Source organism: Streptomyces sp. NPDC057002, assembly GCF_042673825.1.
GTDB lineage: Bacteria > Actinomycetota > Actinomycetes > Streptomycetales > Streptomycetaceae > Streptomyces.
The window spans coordinates 1-5,767 of sequence record NZ_JBHURZ010000017.1 but is presented as its reverse complement, the minus strand read 5'-3'; the positions used below and the strand labels follow the sequence as shown (position 1 = coordinate 5,767).

The 5,767-nt window shown below is 70.4% G+C and carries 6 protein-coding genes; 5 read left to right on the top strand and 1 reads right to left on the bottom strand.

The annotated features are described in order from the left end of the window. Window positions 1-214: 214 nt before the first annotated feature. From ACFT32_RS43430 to proC, 5 genes are all read left to right on the top strand, one after another. Complete coding sequence (locus tag ACFT32_RS43430; protein ID WP_382500264.1) at window positions 215-697, top strand: EamA/RhaT family transporter; 483 nt, start codon at window positions 215-217, stop codon at window positions 695-697. A gap of 60 nt (window positions 698-757) precedes the next feature. After that, window positions 758-1,594 carry a class I SAM-dependent methyltransferase gene (locus ACFT32_RS43425; RefSeq protein ID WP_382500261.1) on the top strand — a complete coding sequence of 279 codons (837 nt, stop codon included), beginning with the start codon at window positions 758-760 and terminating at the stop codon, window positions 1,592-1,594. Between the two features lie 43 nt (window positions 1,595-1,637). After that, window positions 1,638-2,459, top strand: coding sequence for an ABC transporter ATP-binding protein (locus ACFT32_RS43420; RefSeq protein WP_382500258.1), 822 nt, complete (start codon window positions 1,638-1,640; stop codon window positions 2,457-2,459). Continuing rightward, window positions 2,456-3,229, top strand: coding sequence for an ABC transporter permease (locus tag ACFT32_RS43415; RefSeq protein ID WP_382500256.1), 774 nt, complete (start codon window positions 2,456-2,458; stop codon window positions 3,227-3,229). Before ACFT32_RS43420 ends, ACFT32_RS43415 begins: the two co-directional genes overlap by 4 nt. Window positions 3,230-3,332: 103 nt before the next feature. Beyond that, window positions 3,333-4,145, top strand: coding sequence for a pyrroline-5-carboxylate reductase (gene proC / locus ACFT32_RS43410; protein WP_382500253.1), 813 nt, complete (start codon window positions 3,333-3,335; stop codon window positions 4,143-4,145). Window positions 4,146-4,184: 39 nt separating this feature from the next. Here the strand turns inward: proC and trpS are convergent, their stop codons facing one another. Beyond that, window positions 4,185-5,219: a tryptophan--tRNA ligase gene (trpS, locus tag ACFT32_RS43405; protein WP_382500251.1), complete on the bottom strand. Its 1,035-nt coding sequence runs from the start codon at window positions 5,217-5,219 to the stop codon at window positions 4,185-4,187. Window positions 5,220-5,767: the final 548 nt, after the last annotated feature.

Sequence of the window (5,767 nt, the reverse complement as noted above, 5' to 3'; positions counted from 1 at the left end):
CCGCCGCCGGGTGCCGCGCGGGGGTGCGGTCGCGTGGGCTCCGAGATCTGAATAAGACACAGGGACGCCTCGATCGCCCCCGCCCCCCGCCCCCCCGCCCCCCCCCCCCCCCCCACGGCCCCGACCCACCCCCGGCGCTAGGCGCTACGCGCACCCCCACCAAAGCCCCACAGGCCGCCGCAGGCACCCCACGGCCAAGCGCGATAATCACCCCGTGAGCGCAGAGAACGGCACCCCGCCCCCCGCCCCGAGCCCCGACGCCATCCGCTTCTTCGGCACGACCTGGCTGAACCACGACAACGGCTACACCCTCCGCCGCATAGCCGTGGCCGTCGGCTCACTCGCCACCGCAGCAGCGGCCTGCCTGGTCCTCCGCCTCGCCTACCAGGGCCTCCAGATCGCCGCGATCGGCGGCTTCGTCTCGCTCCTCATGATCGTGATGTTCGCGATCTGCAGCGCGATGGCCTTCCGCCACACCTGGGACGGCTTCACCCGCCGCCCCGACCCCGACCGCCAGGCATCCCTCCGCGGCCTCCTGACCATCGGCTTCGTCGGCTCCCTCCTCGCGTACTTCTTCCGCTCCCTCACCGAGGCCCCCGGCGAGAAGCTCCACCGCGAGGAGTACGAGGCAGCCCGCAAGCGACACGAGAAGAGCACCACCCGCCGCTCGGGCAACCCGTCGAAGAAGCGCCGATAACCCGCCGCTCTCACCGAAATCTCACCGCACCCCACCCCCACCCCCGGCCACCATGGCCGTATGACCACACCTCCCCCCGCCCACCACCCCACCCCCGGAGCCGACACCACCACGCAACCACCCACCCCAGAACCCCACCCCACCCGAACCGCCCGAGCCCACTCCTTCAACACCGCAGCAGCCCAATACGCGGCCAACCGCCCCTCCTACCCCCCAGCCCTCTTCGACGCGATAGAAGACCTGGCCGGCCACCCCCTCCCCGGCTCCCGCGTCGCAGACATCGGCGCGGGCACCGGCATAGCCACCGCCCTCCTGAACGCCCGAGGCGCGGACGTCATCGCGGTGGAACCCGGCGACGGCATGGCAGCGCAATTCCGCCGCACCCTCCCCGCCATCCCGATCATCCGCGGCACCGGCGACGACCTCCCCCTGGCCACCGCCTCCCTCGACTTCGTCACCTACGCCCAGGCCTGGCACTGGACCGACCCCGCGAGAGCCGTCCCGGAGGCCCTCCGCGTCCTGCGCCCCGGCGGCGCACTCGCCCTCTGGTGGAACACCGACGCCCTCGACGTGCCCTGGATCGCCGAGGCCGCGGCCCGCACACAGCGCCACTTCGCCATCGACGTCTCCGCCGAGAAGCGGAACGTCAACGCCCGAGCCGCCGACCCCACCGGCCGCCTCGACTTCACCCGCCGCACGGTCCGCTGGAGCCGCCGCGTCCCGGTCGACACCCACCTGGCCAACCTCGCCAGCCACTCGGTCTTCCTGGTCCACGACGAGGAACACACCGCGTCCTTCCTCGCCGCCGAACGCGAGCACCTGCTCAGTGCCTTCCCGGACGGCTCCGTCGAGGAGGTCTACGAGGTCGTCCTCCTGCTCGCGAAGACCCCGGCCTGACTCCTGCTTGACGCACCCCACAGCCGGGAGCATTATTCATCACATGATGAATAACGCTCCCGGCCCGCCACGCCCCGACGCCAACACGGAATCCACAACCGCCACCCCGGCCGTACAGGCCAAAAACCTCACCGTCACCCGCGGCCCCCGCACAGTCCTGCGAGCCCTCGGCTTCACCGTCCCCCGCGGCCAGATCACCGGCCTGCTCGGCCCCTCCGGCTGCGGCAAGTCGACCCTGATGCGCTCCATCGTCGGCACCCAGGCCAAGGTCACCGGCACCCTCGACGTCCTCGGCCGCCCCGCCGGCCACCCCACCCTGCGCACCCGCATCGGCTACGTCACCCAGGCCCCGTCCGTCTACGACGACCTGACCGTCCGCCAGAACCTCGACTACTTCGCCGCGATCCTCGACCCCGGCCGATCCGCCGCCGACCGCCGCCACGACAACGTCACCCGCGCCACAGCCGACGTCGACCTCACCACCCACGCCGACGTCCTGGCCGGCAACCTCTCCGGCGGCCAGCGCAGCCGCGTCTCCCTGGCCGTCGCCCTCCTCGGCACCCCCGAACTCCTGGTTCTCGACGAACCGACGGTCGGCCTCGACCCGGTCCTGCGCCGCGACCTGTGGAACCTCTTCCACGACATCGCGGCAGGCCGCGGCGCGACCCTCCTCGTCTCCTCCCACGTCATGGACGAGGCCGAGCGCTGCCACCGCCTCCTCCTCATGCGCGAGGGCGAACTCCTCGCCGACGACACCCCCGACGCCCTGCGCACCACCACCGGCGCCGAGACGGTCGAGGAGGCCTTCCTGCACCTGGTGGACGAAGCGAAGGCGGCAGCCCGCCCGAAGGAGACAACGCGATGACGACCACGATCACCCCCACCCCGCCGAAAGCCCTGAGCACGGCCCGCACCACCGCCACCACCACCCGGGTCCTGCGCCAGCTCACCCACGACCCGCGCACCATCGCGCTCCTGATCCTCATCCCCTGCGTGATGCTGCTCCTGCTCCGCTACGTCTTCGACGGCAACCCCCGCACCTTCGACAGCATCGGCGCATCCCTCCTCGGGATCTTCCCGCTGATCACGATGTTCCTGGTGACCTCCATCGCCACCCTGCGCGAACGCACCTCGGGCACCCTCGAACGCCTCCTCGCCATGCCCCTCGGCAAAGGCGACCTGATCGCCGGCTACGCCCTCGCCTTCGGCACCCTCGCGATCATCCAGTCCGCCCTGGCCACGGGCCTCGCGGTCTGGTTCCTCGGCCTCGACGTCACCGGCAGCCCCTGGCTCCTCCTCCTGGTGGCCCTCCTCGACGCCCTCCTCGGCACGGCCCTGGGCCTCTTCGTCTCGGCCTTCGCGGCCTCGGAATTCCAGGCGGTCCAGTTCATGCCGGCGGTGATCTTCCCCCAGCTCCTCCTCTGCGGCCTGTTCACCCCGCGCGACACCATGCACCCGGTCCTGGAGACCGTCTCCGACGTCCTCCCCATGTCCTACGCCGTGGACGGCATGAACGAGGTCCTCCACCACACCGACATGACGGCCACCTTCGTACGCGACATCCTGATCGTGGCGGGCTGCGCCCTCCTGGTCCTGGCCCTGGGCGCGGCGACACTGCGACGCAGGACGGCGTGAGCCGGCCCACGCGACATCCCGCCCACCGGACAGCCGAGCCACCCCGCCCTCCCCGATGCGACGATGGACACCGGACGACGCACCCCCGGAGGCACCCCGCGCCATGACCCAGAAAGTCGCAGTCCTCGGCACCGGCAAGATCGGCGAAGCCCTGCTCAGCGGAATGATCCGCGCCGGCTGGAACCCGGCCGACCTCCTGGTCACCGCCCGCCGCGCGGAACGAGCCGAAGAACTCCGCACCCGCTACGGCGTCACCCCGGTCACCAACCCGGAGGCCGCGAAGACCGCCGACACCCTGATCCTCACGGTCAAACCGCAGGACATGGGCACGCTCCTCGACGAACTCGCCCCCCAGGTCCCCGCAGACCGCCTGGTCATCAGCGGCGCCGCCGGCATCCCCACGGCGTACTTCGAGGAACGCCTCGCCACCCGCACCCCGGTCGTCCGCGTCATGACGAACACTCCGGCCCTGGTCGACGAGGCGATGTCCGTCATCTCCGCCGGCACCCACGCCACCGCCGACCACCTCGCCCACACCGAGGAGATCTTCGGCGCCGTCGGCAAGACGCTCCGCGTCCCGGAGTCGCAGCAGGACGCCTGCACAGCCCTCTCCGGCTCCGGCCCGGCCTACTTCTTCTACCTGGTCGAAGCCATGACCGACGCCGGCATCCTCCTCGGCCTGCCCCGCGACAAGGCCCACGACCTGATCGTCCAGTCCGCCATCGGCGCCGCGACGATGCTCCGCGACAGCGGCGAGCACCCGGTCAAACTCCGCGAGAACGTCACGTCCCCCGCCGGCACGACGATCAACGCCATCCGCGAACTCGAGAGCCACGGCGTACGGGCCGCCCTCATCGCCGCCCTCGAAGCCGCCCGCGACCGCAGCCGCGCCCTGGCCTCCGGCAACAACAACTGAGCACCCGGGGGCGGGCCGATCACCCGCCCCCGCCGCACCTCACACCGTCAGCACAGCACCGGCCTCAGCCACCTCCGACACGGCAGGCAGCAACCCGATCGCGCCATAGGCGGCATCCACGGTCGGCCGAGCCATCCCCCGCGCCCGCTCCGCCCCGTCCCGCAGCACACGCTCCACATACCCGGGATCCGCACACAACTCCTTGTGCCTCTCCTGCACAGGCCGAAGCACCTCGACCACAGCCTCGGCGGTGTCCTTCTTCAGATCCCCGTACGACGGATACGCACCGGCCAGCTCCTCAGGACTCCCACCCGAACACGCGGCGAGAATCTCCAGCAGATTGGCGAGCCCCGGCCGGGCCTCCGGGTCGTACACAACTTCCCGGCCGCTGTCGGTCACCGCCCGCATGACCTTCTTCCGCACCACGTCCGGCTCGTCCAGCAGATAGACGATCCCCGGCCCGACGTCGTCGCTCTTGCCCATCTTCGACATCGGATCCTGCAGATTCATCACCCGAGCCGCGACCTCGGGACGCGTGGCCCGAGGCACCACGAACGTATGCCCGTACCGCTGGTTGAACCGCACGGCGACATCCCGCGCCAGCTCCACATGCTGCCGCTGATCGTCCCCGACCGGCACCTCGTCGGCCCCGTAGGCCAGGATGTCCGCCGCCATCAGCACCGGGTAGGTCAGCAGCGACAGCCGCACACTCCCACCCCGCCGCTGCTCCCGCGCGGCCTTCTCCTTGTACTGGATCATCCGCCGCATCTCACCGTCGGTGGCGACGCACTCCAGCACGTACGAGAGCCGAGCGTGCTCGTCCACATGACTCTGCACGAACACCGTGCAGACCTCCGGATCCAGCCCGGACGCCAGCAGCAACGTCGCCGCCTGCCGGCTCAGCCGGCGCACCCGCGCCGGATCATGCTCCACGGTCAAGGCATGCAGATCGACGACGCAGAACAAGGCATCGGCCTCGTGCTGGTCGACGGCAGCCCACCGCCGCATGGCTCCCAGGTAGTTCCCCAGCGTCAGATGCCCCGTCGGCTTGACCCCGCTGAAGACCCGTGTCATCTCTCCTCCACCTCCTGGCCGGGACCGCCGCCCCGGGCGGCCGTCCCTCGGTGGTTCCGGAGGGAGAAACAAGAACGGCCGCCGAAACGGCGGCCGTTGAATGCATACGTGAGAACGGCCGCCGTCAGGCGGCCCACCAGAGCTGGGTACACGTACGCGTCGTCATGCGTCCCAGACTACGCCTCCGGAGTGCCGCCCGCCCCCGAGTTGACACGCCCAACCCCCATCCGTAGTGTTCTCCGAGTTGCCCGACGTGAGCGCCGACTCCGGTCGGTCCCCGGGCAGCCACTCCGTAAGTACCAACCACTCTTCGACGCGCAGTACACCTGTCGTCGTTTCATTGGTATGCGTATTTACGGAATGAGGAATCCACGTTCGAAAGGACGCGGCCCCCGATTCGCTCGGGAGCCGGGGAATCCGCTAAAGTCTCACTCGTCGGAACGGCCCAACAGCCGCAAAGACAACCCCCACTGACTGGGGATCAGGCCCGAAAGGATCTGATAGAGTCGGAACCGCCGGAAAGGGAAACGCGGAAGCGGGAACCTGGA

Coding starts and splice junctions, on each gene's coding strand:
- ACFT32_RS43425 (WP_382500261.1), top strand. CDS start 758: ATGACCACACCTCCCCCCGCCCACCACCCCACCCCCGGAGCCGACACC.
- proC (WP_382500253.1), top strand. CDS start 3,333: ATGACCCAGAAAGTCGCAGTCCTCGGCACCGGCAAGATCGGCGAAGCC.
- ACFT32_RS43420 (WP_382500258.1), top strand. CDS start 1,638: ATGATGAATAACGCTCCCGGCCCGCCACGCCCCGACGCCAACACGGAA.
- ACFT32_RS43415 (WP_382500256.1), top strand. CDS start 2,456: ATGACGACCACGATCACCCCCACCCCGCCGAAAGCCCTGAGCACGGCC.
- trpS (WP_382500251.1), bottom strand. CDS start 5,219: ATGACACGGGTCTTCAGCGGGGTCAAGCCGACGGGGCATCTGACGCTG.